We start from the raw sequence: 14,345 nt of genomic DNA, 5'->3' as shown, positions 1-14,345 counted from the left end.
CGGCGGTCACGTTGGCCGCGCTGACGGCGGAGCCGATAACGTGCAACCGGCCGGCGGCCGCTTCCAGCAGCTCCGGCCGCCCCCGCCACGCCCGTCAGCCCGGCGCCCGCGCCGGCGATGCCCGCGCAGCCGGTGACCGTTGCGCCCGCACCCAATTACCCGGGGACCATTCAGCCCGAGCGCTACGTTCCCGCCTACCCGTCACCCCTTGGCCCCACCCAGGCCTTGCCGGCGCGCACCTAGCTAAAACCACTCAAAGAAGGGATCTACCAATGGACTTCGCCGCGTTGCCTCCGGAGATCAACTCCGCGCTGATGTATGCGGGCCCGGGCTCGGCGCCCATGCTTGCCGCTTCGGCGGCCTGGGACGGTTTGGCCGCCGAGTTGCGGTCGGCCGCAACCAGTTACGGGTCGGTGATTCTGGAGCTCGCCGACGCCGGTTGGCAGGGCCCGTCATCGGTGGCAATGGCCAGCGCCGCCGCGCCGTATGTGGCGTGGATGCACAGCACCGCCGCGCAGGCCGAGCAGGCCGGGATGCAGGCAGCCGCCGCGGCCGCCGCGCACGAAGCCGCGTTTGCCGCCACCGTGCCACCGCCGCTGATCGCCGCCAACCGCGCCTTGCTGATGACCCTGGTCGCGACCAACTTCCTCGGCATCAACACCCCGGCGATCGCCGCCACCGAGGCGCAGTACGCCGAGATGTGGGCGCAGGACGCCGCCGCGATGTACGCCTACGCCGCGTCGTCGACGACGGCGTCCGCGCTGGCCCCCATGGCCACGGCGCCGGTCACCACCAACCTGGTGGGCCTGGCCGGCGGGGCCATCGGAACCGCCGTCACCAATCTGGAGGGCGCCGCGCAGGGCCTGGCCACCCAGGCGCTCATGGGGCTATCGACGATCCCGTCGCAGCTCAATGCGGCCGGACCGTCGCTGATAAGTGGCTTCCAGTCCGGCATAGGCGAATTCGCGCAGCTGATCAGCGCGCCCCTCGGCCAGGGCGCGGGCACGCCGGGCGCGACGACGTCCAACCCGGGCGTGATGGCGCCGATGGTCGCGCCCGACCCGGCCGTGCGACCGGCGTTCATGCCGGCGACGCCCACGGTGCCGCCGATGCGCGTGACGCCGGGGATGGGAGCACCCGCCCGCCTGGCGCCGTCGGCCGCGTTCGGCCAGGCCGCTTCGGTCGGCGGCCTGTCGGTGCCCTCGGGCTGGACTCCGGCGTCGGTCCCGGCCGCTGAGGCACCGGCCGTCTCACCGATATCGGGCGCCCCCGCGGCGTCGCCGATGATGGCCCGAAGCATCCCCGCGACCACGGTCGCGGGCATGGAGATGCGTGCGTCCGGCGCAGCCGAGCTGCCCCGGGTAAGCGTGTTGCCACGCGTGGTCGGATAACCAATCAGCAAATACCACAACCATTTTCGAAGGAGACATGATATGACCGCACGATTCATGACAGATCCGCACGCGATGCGGGACATGGCGGGCCGCTTCGAGGTCCACGCCCAGACGGTCGAGGACGAGGCCCGCAAGATGTGGGCGTCCTCGCAGAACATCTCCGGCGCGGGCTGGAGCGGCCAGGCCCAGGCCGCCTCGCTGGACACCATGGGCCAGATGAATCAGGCCCTCCGCAACATCGTGAACATGCTGCACGGGGTGCGCGACGGCCTGGTCCGCGACGCCAACAACTACGAGCAGCAAGAGCAGGCCTCCCAGCAGGTCCTGGGCAGCTAGCCCACCCGAGAAGAACAGGAGAGCATTCGCATGACCATCAACTACCAATTCGGGGATGTCGACGCCCACGGCGCCACCATCCGCGCTCAAGCCGCGTCGCTGGAAGCCGAGCACCAGGCCATCGTTCGCGATGTGCTTGCCGCCGGAGACTTTTGGGGTGGCGCCGGATCGACGGCCTGCCAGCAGTTCGTCACGGAGCTGGGCCGCAACTTCCAGGTCATCTACGAACAGGCCAATGCCCACGGCCAGAAGGTGCAGACCGCCGGCAGCAACATGGCGAGCACCGACAGCACCGTCGGATCCAGCTGGGCCTGAACGCCTAGGGCGTGACGAGAATCTTGCAGTGCCGCTCGGGGTCGGCCAGGCCTTCGACGACCTGGCCGACCCCGTCGAGCCCCACCTCACCGGTGATCACCGGGGTGACGTCGATGTCGCCCTCGGCCAGCGCACGCAGCGAATCACCGAACTCCTCCGGGTTGTAGGCGAGGACGAACTGCACGTTGATTTCCTTGGCGATCGCGAAGAAGGGATGCACGGTGTCGGCCTGCATGCACACCCCCGCGACTACCAGGCGGGTGCCGGGTCGCGCCCGGCGCAGCACGTCGTCGATGATTCCCGGCACGCCGATCGCCTCGAACACAACCACCGGCTTGACGGAGTCGAAGGGCGATCCCTGCGCGGCATCGAGGGTCTGGTGGGCGCCCATCGCGGTGGCCAGCTCGCGTCGCTTGGGCGAAAAGTCGGATGCCACAATGGTTTCGACGCCGCGCGCTCGAAGGGCGGCGATGATCGCGATCCCGATCGGACCGCAGCCGAGCACCAGGGCGGTCTCGCCCGGCGTGATGTTGGACTTGTTGACGGCGTGCAACCCCACCGCCATGGGTTCGGTCAACGCGGCATGCTTGTAGTCGAGGCCGTTGGGGATGGGCAACAGCAATGGCGCCGAGAGCAGCATCCGTTCGGCGTAGCCGCCGATTGTGCTGTTGCTGTAGACGATCGGCTCTACGCCCTTGGGGGACAGCAGCACCGGAAGCGAGGTGACCAGCGTCCCGGGCGGATGGGTGTCCGTGTCGGGCCCGGCTTCGAGCACCTCGGCGCTGAACTCGTGACCCATGTAGACGTCGCTGTTCAGGTCGACGCCCATGCCGCCGGCGTCGGCGGCCACCTGGGCCGTCATCTCCACCACCTCGTCGCCGTGGGCGGCGAAATGCAAGTCGGAGCCGCAGATTCCACACGCCCGCACGCCGACCAGCACCTGACCCGGGCCGGGCACCGGTTCGGGCACGTCGTCGCGGTAGACCATCCGTCCGTCTCGTAACACCGCAGCGCGCATCAGCTTTCCACGCCTTTCTGCTCGTCGACATGCTCGGTGATGGCCTTGACGATCGCATCGCCGGCGCGCCCGATCAATTGGTCGCGCATGCCCCTGGCCCAGTCGTGCGACGACCGGGATGCCTCGAGCTGTCCCTTGAAATAGGGAATCACCTTGCGGGCCATCAGGTCATAGCAGTGGTACGTAGCTTCGGGTGAGGCCCAGTCGTGGCCGAGCATCAGCAATGTTCCGAAGCCGCCCGACCGTTCGAGCAGGTCTTCGATGTGCGCGATCGCGTCGTCCGGCGTGCCGATGCAGCAATTGCCCTTGGCGGCATAGTCCGCGACGAATTCCTGTGGCGTCTGCGCCTCGCCGTCGACCTCGTTGGACAGCGGCACGAAGCCCGCCGCGCCGAAGTAGTTGGCGAAATCCTGTAGCCCGTAGGTGCAATCGTCGATGGCCTGCTCACGGCTGTCGGAGATGTGCATGATGCTCAAGACGCGCCAGGAGCCCCGGTCCGGCTCGTCGCGGCCGACCTTGGCAGCCTGCTCGCGCACCACCTCCCAGGTGTTCTCCAGCGCGGCGTAACCGCCCGGCACCGACATCGACAGCGACAGCAGCGACGTGCCCAGCGCGCCGGCCAACCGCGGGCCGGACGGCGAAATCATTGCCGCCGTGGAGATCTCCGGGTAGGGCCACGTGTAGGGCCGGATGTGCAACTGGGCGTCGCGCAGCGTGAACCAGTCGGTGTGCCGGTCGACCCGCTCGGACGGGCCCGCGCGAAACAGCGCCAGGATCGCCTCGAGGGATTCCTGCATCATGTGTCGCTGATCGACCGGGTCGATGCCCATCATGTACGCGTCCGACGGCAGCGCGCCGGGTCCGGTGCCGAACATGACCCGGCCGCGCGTCAGGTGGTCCAGCATCACCCAGCGGTCGGCCACCATCAGCGGATGGTGGTAGGGCAGCGACACCACCCCGGTGCCCAGCCGGATGTGCTTCGTGCGCTCCGCCGCGGCCGCGATGAACACTTCCGGGCAGGCGATCAGCTCGTAGCCCCCCGAGTGGTGCTCGCCGAACCAGGCCTCGTCGAAGCCGAGGCGGTCCAGCGCGACGACGCGCTCCATGTCGTATTCCAAAGCCACCGTGGGGGATTGGCCGATCGGATGGAAGGGCGTGATGAAGACGCCGAACCGCAGCGGGACACCCATTACCATTCCACTCCTTTGAGGAACTCGAGCAGTGCCGCGTTCACCTCGTCGGGCCGTTCTTGCTGCAGCCAATGTCCCGCCCCGTCGATCAGCACCTCGCGGTAAGGGCCGGAGATCACCTCCGAAACGCGGTCGCGACTGGTGAAGGACAGCACCGGATCGCCGGTTCCGGCGATGAAGATGCATGGCACGCTGATCTTCGCGCCGTCGAGATCGGCGGTCATCTCCCAGTTGCGGTCGAAATTGCGGTACCAGTTCAGGCCGCCGGTGAATCCCGTGCGGGAGAACTCGGCGATGTAATGGTCGAGCTCGTCCTGGCTGATCCAATCGGGTAGCCCGTCCGGCTCGGGAAGCCGATCGATGAAGCCCTCGGGCCCGGGGGCGGCCATGCGCAGCAGCGCGTCCGCGCCGTCGGAACCGTTGAGGCCGCCCATCATCCGCCGCATAGTTCGGGCGGGGTCGCCGCCCCGCTCGGCGTCGGCGACGCCGGGCTCCTGGAAATAGAGGATGTAGAAGAAGTTCTCGCCGAACAGCTTGCGCCACGCCCGCGTCGGCGCCACATGCGAGCGCGGCAGCGCCGGCACGCTGAGCGCGGCGACCGCCGCGACCCGGGCGGGGTGCAACAGCGGCGCATGCCACGCGACGGGCGCACCCCAGTCGTGTCCGATCCACACGGCGCGCTCGGCGCCGACGTCGTCGAGCAGCCCGACCAGGTCGGCGGTCAACTCGTGAATGTTGTACGCCTCGATCGGTTCCGGGCGGGAGGACCCTCCGTAGCCGCGTTGGTCGGGCGCGAGCACGTGATAGCCGGCCTCGGCGAGGATCGGTATCTGGTGTCGCCATGAGTAGGCCAGCTCGGGAAAGCCGTGGGCCAGGATCACGACGGGCGCGCCGCGATCTCCCGCCTCGGTCACCCGCAATTGCACGCCATTTGTGTCTACTAACCGCTGGGTTGACGAAAGCACCGTCTCACCAAATCACAAGGACCCCGGGCTGAGAAGGGCTTTCTTTATCGCCTGTGTCGCCTTTATCCCCTGCATCGCCCCGCCCATAATTTGGGCATGCGATTGGACCACGTGGTTCTCTGGACGAGGGACGCGCGTGCGGCGATGGATTTCTACACGAGAATGGTCGGGCTGGCGCCGGTACGGTTCGCGGAGTTCGAGGCTGGCGACGCGCCGTTCCCGAGCGTGCGGGTGTCCGACGACTCCATCATCGATCTCATGCCGCGTGAGATGGCGTCGTCCGCGGCGTCGTCCGCGGTGGCCGAGGGAAGTGCCGGCCAACCCCTCAACCACGTCTGCCTCGCGCTGTCCAAAGCCGAATACGACGCGCTGGATGCGCGCTTGCAGGCGGCGGGCGTGGACACCCGCGCGCGGCTCACCCACAGCTTCGGGGCCCGAGGGTGGTCGCCGGAGACGTACTACTTCGCCGACCCCGACGGCAACGTCATCGAGGCCCGCTACTACGAGTGAGGGGCGGACCGCCCGGCGATTGTGTGGTTTGCCACGTCGGGAACCAGACCGGGAACCGCCGCTCGTTGACTCGTGAGGACCGCGCCGACCCGCTGCGCCCCGGCTCGCCGGGGCTGGCGATCAGCACTAGCGGTAGCCTGGACTTTTGCAGCTTCGTGAATCGGGGAAGGACCTGGCCGACGAGGCCGATGATTGATGAACCGGAAAAACGTGATTCGCACCCTCACGGCGATCGCCGTTGTGGTGCTGCTGGGTTGGTCGTTTTTTTACTTTAGCGACGACACCCGCGGTTACAAGCCCGTCGACACCTCGGTGGCGATGTCCCAAATCAGCGGCGACAACGTCAAGAGCGCGCAGATCGACGATCGCGAGCAGCAGCTGCGGTTGACCCTGAAGAAGGGCAACAAGGACACCGACAACTCCGACAAGGTCATCACCAAATACCCCAGCGGCTACGCGGTCGACCTGTTCAACGCGCTCAACACCAAGAACGCGAAGGTCAGCACCGTCGTGAACGAGGGCAGCATCCTGGGTGAGCTGCTCGTCTACGTGCTGCCGCTGCTGTTGCTGGTGGGCCTGTTCGTGATGTTTTCCCGCATGCAGGGCGGCGCCCGGATGGGCTTCGGGTTCGGCAAGTCCCGGGCGAAGATGCTCAACAAGGACATGCCCAAGACCACCTTCGCCGACGTCGCGGGCGTCGACGAGGCGGTCGAGGAGCTCTACGAGATCAAGGACTTCCTGCAAAACCCCAGCAGGTACCAGGCGCTCGGCGCCAAGATCCCCAAGGGCGTGCTGCTTTACGGCCCGCCCGGAACCGGCAAGACGCTGCTGGCCCGGGCCGTCGCCGGCGAGGCCGGGGTGCCGTTCTTCACGATCTCCGGCTCCGACTTCGTCGAGATGTTCGTCGGCGTCGGCGCGTCACGCGTAAGAGACCTGTTCGAGCAGGCCAAGCAGAACAGCCCGTGCATCATCTTCGTCGACGAGATCGACGCGGTGGGCCGCCAGCGCGGCGTCGGGCTGGGCGGCGGCCACGACGAACGCGAGCAGACGCTCAACCAGTTGCTGGTCGAGATGGACGGTTTCGGCGATCGCGCCGGCGTGATCCTCATCGCCGCGACCAACCGGCCCGACATCCTGGACCCGGCGCTGTTGCGGCCCGGTCGCTTCGACCGCCAGATCCCGGTCTCCAACCCGGACCTGGCCGGTCGCCGGGCCGTCTTGCGGGTGCACTCCAAGGGCAAGCCGATCGCCCCGGACGCGGACCTGGACGGCCTGGCCAAGCGGACCGTCGGCATGACCGGCGCCGACCTAGCCAACGTCATCAACGAGGCGGCGCTGCTGACCGCCCGGGAAAACGGCACCGTCATCACCGGCCCCGCGCTGGAAGAGGCGGTGGACCGGGTGATCGGCGGCCCGCGCCGCAAGGGCCGGATCATCAGCGAGCAGGAGAAGAAGATCACCGCCTACCACGAGGGCGGGCACACCCTGGCGGCCTGGGCGATGCCGGACATCGACCCGGTTTACAAGGTGACGATCCTGGCCCGCGGACGCACCGGCGGGCACGCGGTGGCGGTGCCTGAGGAAGACAAGGGCCTGCGGACCCGTTCGGAGATGATCGCCCAGCTGGTGTTCGCGATGGGCGGGCGCGCCGCCGAGGAGCTGGTCTTCCGCGAGCCCACCACGGGCGCGGTGTCCGACATCGAGCAGGCCACCAAGACCGCGCGCGCGATGGTCACCGAATTCGGGATGAGTTCCAAGCTGGGCGCCGTCAAGTACGGCACCGAGCACGGCGACCCGTTCCTCGGCCGCACGATGGGCACCCAGCCGGACTACTCCCACGAGGTCGCCCGCGACATCGACGACGAGGTGCGCAAGCTGATCGAGGCCGCGCACACCGAAGCCTGGGAGATCCTCACCGAATACCGCGACGTGCTCGACACGCTGGCCGGCGAGCTGCTGGAAAAGGAAACCTTGCACCGGCCCGAGCTGGAGGGAATCTTCTCCGGCGTCGAAAAGCGCCCGCGGCTCACCATGTTCGACGACTTCGGTGGCCGCATCCCGTCGGACAAGCCGCCGATCAAGACGCCCGGCGAGCTGGCCATGGAGCGCGGCGAGCCGTGGCCGCCACCCGTCGCCGAGCCGGCCTTCAAGGCGGCCATCGCCGCGGCCAGCGAAGCCGCCGCGGCCGCCCGCGCCGAGGCCGACAGAAACGCCAACGGCCCCAACGGTTCTCACGGTGGCCAGCCCGGCGGCAACCGGGAGCCCGCCCCGCACGGTCCGACCCAGCCGGACTACGGTGCCCCGGCGGGCTGGTATGCGCCGGGATGGCCGCCGCCCCAACAGCACCAGCAGCAGCCGAACTACTGGTATCCACCCGCACAGCCCCCGCAGCAGCCCTACTGGCCACAGCCGGTGCCGAGCTATCCGGGCCAGCCGGGTCCGCCGGCCCCTCCGTCCTATCCTTCCTACCCGCCGTATCCGCCCTATCCGCCGCCCGGTCAATCCCATCCGGAGGCCGGAAAGACTCCGGAGAAAGAGGAAGACGACGTGAGCCGGTCCAACCCGCCGGCGCACGGCTGACGAAACGGAGGATTCGATGGCTCTCCCGGATTTGGAGCCCGATTTGGGGCCATCCACCCACAAAGCCACTCCGCGCATCCGGGCGTTCGATCACCAACGCGCCGAGGCCGCGATCCGCGAGCTGCTGTACGCGATCGGCGAAGACCCCGATCGAAACGGCTTGCAGGACACCCCGGCCCGCGTCGCGCGCGCATACCGGGAGATGTTCGCCGGGCTCTACACCGACCCCGACAGCGTCCTGAACACCATGTTCGACGAGGACCACGACGAGATGGTGATCGTCAAGGAAATCCCGCTGTACTCGACCTGCGAGCATCACCTGGTCTCGTTCCACGGGGTCGCGCACGTCGGCTACATCCCCGGCAAGGACGGCAGGGTGACCGGCCTGTCCAAGATCGCCCGGCTGGTGGACCTGTACGCCAAGCGGCCCCAGGTTCAGGAGCGGCTCACCAGCCAGATCGCCGACGCCCTGGTGAAAAAGCTCGACCCGCGCGGGGTCATCGTCGTCGTCGAGGCGGAGCACCTGTGCATGGCGATGCGCGGTGTCCGCAAGCCCGGCGCCGTCACCACGACGTCGGCGGTGCGCGGCATGTTCAAGACCAGTCCCGCCTCCCGAGCCGAAGCCCTCGATCTGATCCTGCGCAAGTGAGTCCTTTGAAGGCTCAGCCCGTGCAGGTGATGGGAGTCCTCAACGTCACCGACGATTCGTTCTCGGACGGCGGGCGCTATCTGGATGCCGACGACGCCGTCGCCCACGGCCTTGCGATGGCCGCCGAGGGCGCGGGCATCGTCGACGTCGGCGGGGAGTCGACCCGCCCCGGCGCCGTCCGCGTCGACCCGCGGGTCGAGGCGTCGCGCGTCGTTCCCGTCGTCAAAGAGCTTGCCGCACAGGGTATTACGGTCAGCATCGACACCATGCACGCCGACGTCGCACGGGCGGCGCTGCAGAGCGGCGCGCGGATCGTCAACGACGTGTCGGGAGGCCGGGCCGACCCCGCGATGGCGCCGCTGCTCGCCGAGGCCGGTGTGCCTTGGGTGTTGATGCACTGGCGGCAGGTGTCGGCCGAGCGTCCGCACGAGGCCCCGCAGTACCGCGACGTGGTGGCCGAGGTGCGCGCGGAGCTGCTCGCCAACGTCGACGACGCGGTGGCCGCCGGCGTCGACCCCGACAAGCTGGTGATCGACCCCGGGCTGGGATTCGCCAAGACGGGACAACACAATTGGGCGCTGCTGCACGCGCTGCCGCAGCTCGTGGCCACCGGGATCCCGGTGCTGCTGGGCGCCTCCCGCAAGCGGTTCCTCGGCACGTTGCTCGCCGGACCCGACGGGTCGCCGCGACCGCCGGACGGGCGCGAAACGGCGACCGCGGTGATCTCCGCGCTGGCCGCCCTGCACGGGGCGTGGGGCGTGCGGGTGCACGACGTGCGAGCGTCCGTCGATGCCCTCAAGGTCGTCGAGGCCTGGACGCGGCATGGCTGATCGAATCGAGTTGCGCGGCTTGGCGGTTCGTGGCCGGCACGGGGTCTTCGAACACGAGCGCGCCACCGGGCAGGATTTCGTCGTCGACATCACCGTGTGGATCGACTTGGCCGACGCCGCCGCGAGCGACGAGTTGGCCGACACGTACGACTACGGCGCGCTGGCGCAGCTGGCCACCGACGTCGTCGCCGGGCCGGCGCGCAAGCTGATCGAAACCGTGGGGGCCGAGATCGCCGACCGGGTGATGCACGACGGGCGCGTGCACGCCGTCGAGGTGGTCGTGCACAAGCCGCAGGCCCCCATCCCGCAGCAGTTCGCCGACGTGGCCGTCGTGGTGCGGCGGTCGCGGCGCGGCGGGCGCGGTTCGGTGATCCCGGCCGGCGGCGCCATATGACCCGCGTCGTGCTGTCGATCGGTTCCAACCTCGGGGACCGGCTGGCGCGGCTGCAGTCGGTCATCGACGGGCTGGGCGAGGCCGTGGTCGCGGTGTCTCCCATCTACGAGACGGATCCGTGGGGTCGGCTGGATCAGGCCCCGTTTCTCAACGCGGTGCTGATCGCCGACGACCCGGCGTGCGACGGGCAGGCCTGGCTGAGCCGGGCGCAGGAGTTCGAACGGGCGGCGGGCCGGATCCGCGGCGAGCGCTGGGGCCCGCGCTCCCTCGACGTCGACCTGGTCGCCTGTTACGGCGAGGGCGAAACGGAAGTGATCGCCCGAGAGCCCAACCTGACCCTGCCGCACCCGCTGGCCCACCTGCGGGCCTTCGTGATGGTGCCGTGGCTGGCCATCGAGCCGGACGCCCAGCTGACCGTGGCCGAGGGGCGGCGTCCGGTCGCGCAGCTGCTCGCCGAGCTGGACCCGGCCGACCGGGCCGGGGTTCGGCTGTCCAGCCTGACGCTCAAGCTCGACGGAAACCCGGAATCGGACGCCTGATGGGCCCCACCCGCAAGCGTGACCTGACGGCCGCGGTGGTCGGCGCTGCGGTGTTGGCCTACCTGCTGGTGGTCTCGCTCTATCGCTGGTTTCCGCCCATCACACTGTGGACCGGCGTCTCGCTGCTGGTGGTCGCCGTGGCCGAGGCGCTGTGGGCACGCTACGTGCGGGTCAAGATCGGCGACGGCGAGATCGGTGACGGGCCCGGTTGGCTGCATCCGCTCGCGGTGGCGCGCAGCGTGATGGTGGCCAAGGCGTCGGCCTGGGTGGGCGCGCTGGTGCTGGGGTGGTGGGTCGGGGTGCTGGTCTACTTGCTGCCGCGGCGGTCCTGGCTGCGGGCGGCCGAGCAGGACACTACCGGCGCGACGGTGGCGGCCGTCAGCGCGCTGGCGTTGGTCGTCGCGGCGCTGTGGCTGCAGCATTGCTGCAAGTCCCCGCAGGATCCGACCGAGCACGGCGAGGGGGCGGAAACCTGACGCGCCCGGCGGCCCGGCGATCAACCCGGTCGGGAATCGCCGGTGCCGCGCGACACGCGGAGTGACCTCGCGCAGGTACTCTCAGGCCATGACCGTTCTGTCCCGCGGCGCCCGGGTTCGGCGCGGCGGCCGCAGGCCGGGGTGGGTGCTCTTGACGGCGTTGCTGGTCCTCGCGATGGGGGCCAGTTCCGCACTGGTTTTCACCAATCGGGTGGAACTCCTCAAGCTCGCTGTAATCCTGGCGCTGTGGGCCGCAGTCGCCGGCGCCTTCGTTTCGGTGCTCTACCGCCGCCAAAGCGACGCGGACCAGTCCCGCGTCCGCGACCTGAAGCTGGTCTACGACCTGCAGCTGGACCGGGAAATCTCGGCCCGCCGCGAATACGAGCTGACCGTGGAGTCGCAGTTGCGTCGCGAGCTGGCCTCCGAGCTGCGTGCCCAGGCCGAGGACGACCTGGCGGCGCTGCGCGCCGAACTGAGCGCCTTGCGGACCAGCCTCGAGATCCTGTTCGACACGGACCTGCAGCAGCGCCCCGCGATCGAGACGCACGAGACCGAAGCGCCCCGCGGCCGGGCGTACAGCGAGTGGGAACGCAACGGCGAGGGCAACCGGGATTGGGTCTCCAGCGATCGCGTCGCCTCGGTCACCCGGGACAACCCACCCGGCCACCCGGACGAAGCCGCGATCATCGATGTGCCCGAGGAACCGCTGCTGCCGCCGCGCCAGCCGCCGCCCCCGCGCGAGCGGTTCCAGTACGACACCCGCCAAGACGCGCGGTACGTGGTCTCGCAAGAGCCGCCGTACATGACGCCGCCGCCGCAGCCGCGATACGAGCAACGTCAGCCGCCGCCCCCGCCACCACCGCCGCAACCGCAACCGCAGCCGCAGCCACCGATGCAGGACTGGCAGCCCGCCGCCGGTGTCGAGCCGCCGGACGGGCGGCGCGCGCGGCATTACGGCCCGGAGGAAACGCTGGACGGCTCGCCCTTCGAACACCCGCAGGCACCGCCCTACGGTGAGACCGGCCGGCGGGCTCGGGCACGCCACTCAGCGGACTACGGTGACTACGGCCCGCGCAACTTCTCGCCAACGAGCGAGCCGGTGCCGCCGCCCCCGCCCGCGAGCGCGCCAGGGGGTCGGTGCCGCGATGCCGGCGCGCGGCTCGGATGGTTCGGACGACAGCCCACCCAGCGGGGGCCAGTCCGTGGCCGAGCTGCTGGCGCGGCTGCAGGTCGAGCCCTCCGGTGGCGGTCGCCGCCGCCGCCGCGACGGCTGAGCTGGGAGCTTCCTCACATTGGGCCCCAACTAAGAATCGACTAAAGTCTTATTGACCGTCCGGTACCCGCGCATGGGACTGGAACGAACAAAGAAAGCTACGAGGTCGTCTGCGATGGAGCAGCTCGACGGACTGCGCCCGGCGCGGCTCAAGGTGGGGATCATCTCCGCGGGCCGCGTGGGCTCCGCGCTCGGTGTCGCGCTGGAGCGCGCCGACCACGTCGTCGTGGCGTGCAGCGCGGTCTCGCACGCGTCGCGCCAGCGGGCGCACCACCGATTGCCCGACACCCCGGTGGCGTCCCCGCCGGACGTGGCCGCCAATGCCGAGCTACTGCTGCTCGCGGTTCCCGACAGCGAGCTCGCCGGGCTGGTGTCCGGGCTGGCGGCGACCGCGGCCGTGCGCCCCGGCACGATCGTGGCCCACACGTCCGGCGCCAACGGGGTCGGCATCCTCGCGCCGCTGAGCCACGACGGCTGCATCCCGCTGGCCATTCACCCCGCGATGACGTTCACCGGCTCCGACGAGGACATCAGCCGGCTGCCCGACACCTGCTTCGGGATCACCGCGGCCGACGAGGTCGGGTACGCCATCGCGCAGTCGCTGGTGCTCGAGATGGGCGGGGAGCCCTTCTGCGTCCCCGAGGGCGCCCGCGTGCTCTACCACGCCGCGCTGGCGCACGCCGGCAATCACCTCGTGACGGTGCTCGCCGACGCGATCGAGGCGTTGCGGGCCGCGCTTCGCGGCAGCGAACTCCTCGGCCAGCAGACCGTCGACGACCAGCCGGGCGGGCTCGCCGAACGCATCGTCGGGCCGCTGGCTCGGGCGGCGCTGGAGAACACCCTGCGCCGCGGCCAGGCCGCCCTGACCGGGCCGGTCGCCCGCGGTGACGCCGCCGCCGTCGCCGAGCACCTGGGCGCCCTGGCCGAGGTCGAGCCGGACCTGGCCCAGGCGTACCGGGTCAACGCCCTGCGGACCGCCCAGCGCGCACACGCACCCGCCGACGTCCTTGAGGTGCTGGCACGATGACCCCCACTTTCAAGCCCGGCGAACTCAACGTCTACTCGGCGCCGCGCGACGTCACCGACGTCGCCCGCGCACTGCGCCACACCGGCCGCCGCGTGATGCTGGTGCCCACCATGGGCGCCCTGCACGACGGGCACCTCGCCCTGGTGCGGGCCGCCAAGCGGGTTCCGGGCTCGGTGGTCGTGGTCTCGATCTTCGTCAACCCGCTGCAATTCGGGGCCGGCGAAGACCTCGACGCCTACCCCCGGACCCTCGACAAGGACCTGGAGCTGCTGCGCGGCGAGGACGTCGAGATCGTGTTCGCGCCCACCGCGGCGGCAATGTATCCCGACGGCCTGCGCACCACCGTGCACCCCGGCCCGCTGGCCGGCGAACTCGAGGGTGGCGCCCGGCCGACCCATTTCGCGGGCGTGCTGACCGTGGTGTGCAAGCTGCTGCAGATCGTGCGGCCCGACCGGATTTTCTTCGGCGAGAAGGACTACCAGCAACTGGTCCTGATCCGCCAGATGGTGACCGACCTCAACATCGACGTGGCCGTGATCGGCGTGCCCACCGTGCGCGAATACGACGGCCTGGCGATGTCGTCGCGCAACCGCTACCTGGACCCGGCGCAACGCGAACTGGCCGGCACGCTTTCGGCGGCGCTGACGGCGGCGGCCCACGCCGCGCCGGCGGGCGCGCAGGCCGCGCTGGACGCCGCCAACGCCGTGCTGGACGCCGTGCCCACGATCAGCGTCGACTACCTGGCGTTGCGCGACGCGGACCTGGGCCCGCTGCGGCCCGGCGCGCCCGGCCGGCTGCTGATCGCGGCCCGCTTGGGCACCACCCGACTGCTGGACAACATCGCCATCG

General features: G+C 70.0%; 15 protein-coding genes and 1 pseudogene. 13 read left to right on the top strand and 3 right to left on the bottom strand.

The features are described 5' to 3' along the window. Positions 1-272 precede the first annotated feature (272 nt). The 3 genes from A9X00_RS01840 to A9X00_RS01830 are packed head-to-tail and all read left to right on the top strand — an operon-like array spanning position 273 to position 2,045. A complete protein-coding gene (locus tag A9X00_RS01840; RefSeq protein WP_067148399.1) occupies positions 273-1,391 on the top strand; it encodes a PPE family protein in 1,119 nt (372 codons plus the stop codon). 42 nt (positions 1,392-1,433) lie between these two features. Beyond that, complete coding sequence (locus A9X00_RS01835) at positions 1,434-1,730, top strand: WXG100 family type VII secretion target (protein ID WP_067148397.1); 297 nt, start codon at positions 1,434-1,436, stop codon at positions 1,728-1,730. 30 nt (positions 1,731-1,760) lie between these two features. Further along, entirely contained in the window at positions 1,761-2,045 is a 285-nt protein-coding gene (locus A9X00_RS01830) for a WXG100 family type VII secretion target (RefSeq protein ID WP_067148394.1), read from the top strand. 4 nt (positions 2,046-2,049) lie between these two features. On the opposite strand, the gene A9X00_RS01825 is transcribed toward A9X00_RS01830, so the two are convergent. The 3 genes from A9X00_RS01825 to A9X00_RS01815 are packed head-to-tail and all read right to left on the bottom strand — an operon-like array spanning position 2,050 to position 5,218. Beyond that, positions 2,050-3,063, bottom strand: coding sequence for a zinc-binding dehydrogenase (locus A9X00_RS01825; RefSeq protein WP_067148391.1), 1,014 nt, complete (start codon positions 3,061-3,063; stop codon positions 2,050-2,052). Continuing rightward, positions 3,063-4,253 (bottom strand): LLM class flavin-dependent oxidoreductase, encoded by a 1,191-nt coding sequence (locus tag A9X00_RS01820; protein WP_067148387.1) that lies wholly within the window; start codon positions 4,251-4,253, stop codon positions 3,063-3,065. Before A9X00_RS01820 ends, A9X00_RS01825 begins: the two co-directional genes overlap by 1 nt. Beyond that, a complete protein-coding gene (locus tag A9X00_RS01815; RefSeq protein ID WP_156771887.1) occupies positions 4,253-5,218 on the bottom strand; it encodes an alpha/beta fold hydrolase in 966 nt (321 codons plus the stop codon). Before A9X00_RS01815 ends, A9X00_RS01820 begins: the two co-directional genes overlap by 1 nt. 96 nt (positions 5,219-5,314) lie before the next feature. Between A9X00_RS01815 and A9X00_RS01810 the strand changes: the two genes are divergently transcribed. The 10 genes and pseudogenes from A9X00_RS01810 to panC form a co-directional block, all read left to right on the top strand. Next, positions 5,315-5,728, top strand: a complete 414-nt coding sequence (locus A9X00_RS01810; protein ID WP_067148382.1) for a VOC family protein — start codon at positions 5,315-5,317, stop codon at positions 5,726-5,728. 195 nt (positions 5,729-5,923) lie between these two features. Beyond that, positions 5,924-8,308: an ATP-dependent zinc metalloprotease FtsH gene (ftsH, locus tag A9X00_RS01805; RefSeq protein ID WP_067148379.1), complete on the top strand. Its 2,385-nt coding sequence runs from the start codon at positions 5,924-5,926 to the stop codon at positions 8,306-8,308. A 16-nt stretch (positions 8,309-8,324) separates the two neighbouring features. Beyond that, positions 8,325-8,957, top strand: a complete 633-nt coding sequence (folE, locus tag A9X00_RS01800; protein WP_067148376.1) for a GTP cyclohydrolase I FolE — start codon at positions 8,325-8,327, stop codon at positions 8,955-8,957. A 5-nt stretch (positions 8,958-8,962) separates the two neighbouring features. After that, positions 8,963-9,787, top strand: coding sequence for a dihydropteroate synthase (folP, locus tag A9X00_RS01795; protein WP_156771888.1), 825 nt, complete (start codon positions 8,963-8,965; stop codon positions 9,785-9,787). Next, positions 9,780-10,181, top strand: a complete 402-nt coding sequence (gene folB, locus A9X00_RS01790; protein WP_067148373.1) for a dihydroneopterin aldolase — start codon at positions 9,780-9,782, stop codon at positions 10,179-10,181. The genes folP and folB overlap by 8 nt, the downstream gene beginning before the upstream one ends. Further along, the gene (gene folK / locus A9X00_RS01785; RefSeq protein WP_067148370.1) at positions 10,178-10,720 is read left to right on the top strand and encodes a 2-amino-4-hydroxy-6-hydroxymethyldihydropteridine diphosphokinase; all 543 of its coding nucleotides are present in this window, start codon (positions 10,178-10,180) and stop codon (positions 10,718-10,720) included. Before folB ends, folK begins: the two co-directional genes overlap by 4 nt. Continuing rightward, a complete protein-coding gene (locus tag A9X00_RS01780; protein WP_067148367.1) occupies positions 10,720-11,196 on the top strand; it encodes a DUF3180 domain-containing protein in 477 nt (158 codons plus the stop codon). The genes folK and A9X00_RS01780 overlap by 1 nt, the downstream gene beginning before the upstream one ends. Positions 11,197-11,284: 88 nt before the next feature. After that, positions 11,285-12,470: pseudogene (locus A9X00_RS01775) on the top strand (DUF6779 domain-containing protein). 114 nt (positions 12,471-12,584) lie between these two features. Next, positions 12,585-13,496, top strand: coding sequence for a Rossmann-like and DUF2520 domain-containing protein (locus A9X00_RS01770; protein ID WP_067148364.1), 912 nt, complete (start codon positions 12,585-12,587; stop codon positions 13,494-13,496). Then, the coding region (gene panC, locus A9X00_RS01765; protein WP_067148361.1) for a pantoate--beta-alanine ligase at positions 13,493-14,345 on the top strand (853 nt) is incomplete at its 3' end. The genes A9X00_RS01770 and panC, both read left to right, overlap by 4 nt.

Origin of the sequence: Mycobacterium sp. 1245805.9, from assembly GCF_001672915.1 — a bacterium.
Classification (GTDB): domain Bacteria; phylum Actinomycetota; class Actinomycetes; order Mycobacteriales; family Mycobacteriaceae; genus Mycobacterium.
The sequence above is the reverse complement of the archived record's forward strand: the minus strand, read 5'-3'. Positions and strand labels throughout refer to the sequence as shown.

What these genes read in the sequence shown, in the direction of transcription:
- A9X00_RS01840 (WP_067148399.1), top strand. Translation starts at nt 273, where the DNA reads ATGGACTTCGCCGCGTTGCCTCCGGAGATCAACTCCGCGCTGATGTAT.
- A9X00_RS01835 (WP_067148397.1), top strand. Translation starts at nt 1,434, where the DNA reads ATGACCGCACGATTCATGACAGATCCGCACGCGATGCGGGACATGGCG.
- A9X00_RS01830 (WP_067148394.1), top strand. Translation starts at nt 1,761, where the DNA reads ATGACCATCAACTACCAATTCGGGGATGTCGACGCCCACGGCGCCACC.
- A9X00_RS01825 (WP_067148391.1), bottom strand. Translation starts at nt 3,063, where the DNA reads ATGCGCGCTGCGGTGTTACGAGACGGACGGATGGTCTACCGCGACGAC.
- A9X00_RS01820 (WP_067148387.1), bottom strand. Translation starts at nt 4,253, where the DNA reads ATGGGTGTCCCGCTGCGGTTCGGCGTCTTCATCACGCCCTTCCATCCG.
- A9X00_RS01810 (WP_067148382.1), top strand. Translation starts at nt 5,315, where the DNA reads ATGCGATTGGACCACGTGGTTCTCTGGACGAGGGACGCGCGTGCGGCG.
- ftsH (WP_067148379.1), top strand. Translation starts at nt 5,924, where the DNA reads ATGAACCGGAAAAACGTGATTCGCACCCTCACGGCGATCGCCGTTGTG.
- folE (WP_067148376.1), top strand. Translation starts at nt 8,325, where the DNA reads ATGGCTCTCCCGGATTTGGAGCCCGATTTGGGGCCATCCACCCACAAA.
- folB (WP_067148373.1), top strand. Translation starts at nt 9,780, where the DNA reads ATGGCTGATCGAATCGAGTTGCGCGGCTTGGCGGTTCGTGGCCGGCAC.
- folK (WP_067148370.1), top strand. Translation starts at nt 10,178, where the DNA reads ATGACCCGCGTCGTGCTGTCGATCGGTTCCAACCTCGGGGACCGGCTG.
- A9X00_RS01780 (WP_067148367.1), top strand. Translation starts at nt 10,720, where the DNA reads ATGGGCCCCACCCGCAAGCGTGACCTGACGGCCGCGGTGGTCGGCGCT.
- A9X00_RS01770 (WP_067148364.1), top strand. Translation starts at nt 12,585, where the DNA reads ATGGAGCAGCTCGACGGACTGCGCCCGGCGCGGCTCAAGGTGGGGATC.